The sequence below is a fragment of the Bacillus sp. NPDC094077 genome, from assembly GCF_050279465.1.
Lineage (GTDB): Bacteria > Bacillota > Bacilli > Bacillales > Bacillaceae_G > Bacillus_A.
Map to the genome: position 1 here is coordinate 1 of NZ_JBNNUF010000052.1, position 2,863 is coordinate 2,863.

Annotated in this window: 1 protein-coding gene; it reads right to left on the reverse strand. The window is 32.8% G+C overall.

Going from position 1 to position 2,863, the window contains the following annotated elements; all coding sequences use genetic code 11:
• Positions 1-2,825 (reverse strand): amino acid adenylation domain-containing protein (locus tag ACQKNR_RS29180; RefSeq protein ID WP_427322746.1); only part of this gene is annotated, 2,825 nt, incomplete at its 3' end.
• Between the last annotated feature and the right edge of the window lie 38 nt (positions 2,826-2,863).

Consider the following 2,863-nt stretch of genomic DNA (forward strand, 5'->3'; position numbering starts at 1 on the left):
CTAATCTTAACTTGTTTATCAGCTCTTCCTATATATTCTATATTTCCATCAGGTAAATATTTAACTAAATCACCTGTCCTATATAATCTATCATTAGAGCTATTCTTGAATGGGTGTGGGATAAATGATGCTTTTGTTAATTCAGGTTGATTCAAATATCCTCGTGCTAATGCGATACCTCCTATATAAAGTTCACCCACTGTTCCAATAGGGACAAGTTTTTGAGCTTTATTTAATACATATACCTCTACATTGGGAATAGATCGACCAATAGGTGGTGTCCCTTCACCACTATAAATTTCTATAGTAGCAACCGATGCCTCTGTTGGACCATATGCATTAATAAAGAGGTGATTTTTCACCCACCGTTTTGCCACTTGTTCACTACAGACTGAACCCGCAGAAATAACAGTTTGTAATTCCTCAAATTTAGATTCATCTAACAGATTTAGTACCGTAGGTGGTAAAAATGCATGCGTAATTTTATTTTCTAGCAAAAACTGAGTAAGTGGCTCAACTGGCATAATATCTTGTTGACCACATACATATAAAGTTCCACCCGACACCAGAGTTGCGAATATATCATATAGTGAAACATCAAATGCTATTGAAGAAAACTGAACTACCTTACTACTCGTATTTAAATTTGTAAAATCAATGCTGGCATTAATAAAATTGCATAGACCTTTTTGTTCATAAAGGACACCCTTTGGATTTCCTGTGGATCCAGATGTATAGATTACATATGCTAAATTATCTGGTTTAACTTCAATTGTAGGATTTGTATTTTTTTCTCTCGAAATATTCATTTCATGTTCTTTTATATCAATACAGTCTATTTCTTTAGGTATCCACTGTGTTAGATGACTTTGTGTTAGCAACACTTGTATATTGGCATCTTTCAAGATATATTCAAGTCTCTTTGTTGGATAGGCTGGATCTAGTGGGACATATGCACCACCAGCTTTTATTATTCCTAATATACTTACAATCATCTCTAAAGAACGTTCTATATAAACCCCTACCATACTTTCAGGTCCTACGTTTCGTTTCTGTAGATAAAAAGCTAATTGATTTACTTTTTCATTTAATTCCTTATAAGTTAACTGTTGTTCTTTATATACCAACGCAACAGAATTCGGATTCTGAATCACTTGCTGTTCAAATAACTCTTGAATCACCACATCTTTTTGATAATTCCCCTCTATGTTAGTCCATTCATGTAATAATTGCTTTTCTTCCTTCCTAGTAATTATTCTTAGATTCTCTATAGGTTCCTCCGGAAATTGTAAAATTTCATCTAGCCAAATTTCAAAAGATTGAGCCATTCTTTTTATTGTAGGAACCTTAAATAAGTCTGTATTATATTCAAATTCCACTTGTAATCCTGTTGGTACCTCTTCCATTGCTATAGTTATATCAAACTTTGCACCATTCATATGTCTAGGCATTTTTTCTACGCTATGATCTAATAATTTTGGTAACTCTTTTAATTGATTATGAAAAACAAACATTGTCTGAAATAGTGGAGAATAACTCATATCACGTTCTGGTTGTATGGCTTCTATAACTTTTTCAAAAGGAACGTCCTGATTTTCTTGTGCATCTAACATTTTTTTCTTTATCTGTTGGACCAATTCTTTAAATGTTATATTATTTGAACAATCTGCACGATAGACTACAGTATTCGCAAAGAATCCAATAAGATCTTCAACTCCTGGATAATTCCTATTAGCAATCGGGCTGCCTACTAAAATATCTTTTTGATTTGTATAACGAGAAAGAAACCCTTGATAACTTGCTAATAACGTGGCAAATAGTGTAACACCTTCCTTATAATTAAATACCTTTATTTTTTCTAACAATTTATTGGGTATGACAAATTGATACGTATCTCCATTATAGCTTTGTATTGTTGGACGAGGATAATCAAATGGGAGTTCCAATATAGGAAGTAAGCCACGTAATTCATTCCTCCAATATGCTATTTGTTTTTGTATTATGTCTTCTGTTAACCAGCTTTTTTGCCACTTTGTAAAATCAATATACTGAAAAGGTAAAGGGGAAAGCTTATCAGTTTCGTCTTCCAAAAATGCATGATAAAAACTCATCCATTCATTGATAAAAGTATCTAATGACCAGCGATCAAAAATAATATGATGGACGGTACAAAGAAGTACTAACTCTTCATTGTCCATTATTATTAAATGAGCACGCAATAAAGGCCCTTGGCTTAAATCAAATGGCTTTTCAGCTTCTATTTTCGATATTTTATCCATTTTCGATATTTTATCTTCTGGAGAAAGATAACATAAATCAATTACTGATAAGGGAACTGTTATATCTTTTTGAACAATTTGCACTGGTTTTCCGTCAACTTCTTGAAATACTGTCCGTAAAATTTCATGGCGGTGTATCATTGCAGCATATCCTTTTTTTAACATCTCAACGTTCCATTTCCCTTTTAAACGCCATGCAATCGGGACATTGTAAAGTGCACTATTTGTTTCAATTTTATCCATTATCCATAAACGTTGTTGAGCGAAAGATAATGGTTCGTATTGTTCACGTTTTACTGATTGTAATGGTGTTAAAACATCGCTTTCCCCCATTTTTCCCAATAAAAATGTTAAACGTTTTGAGAAACTTTTAATAGTAGGGTATTCAAATATGTCACGTACTTGTATTAGAATTGAAAAATCAACACCTAAACGTGAAACTATTTTAGTTGCTAAGAGAGAATGTCCACCTAACTCAAAAAAATTAGTGTTTATCCCAATGACAGAGGAGTCAATCCCTAATACCTCTGACCAAATTTCTACCAATTTTTTCTCTACTCTATTCCGAGGTGCTATATACCCAT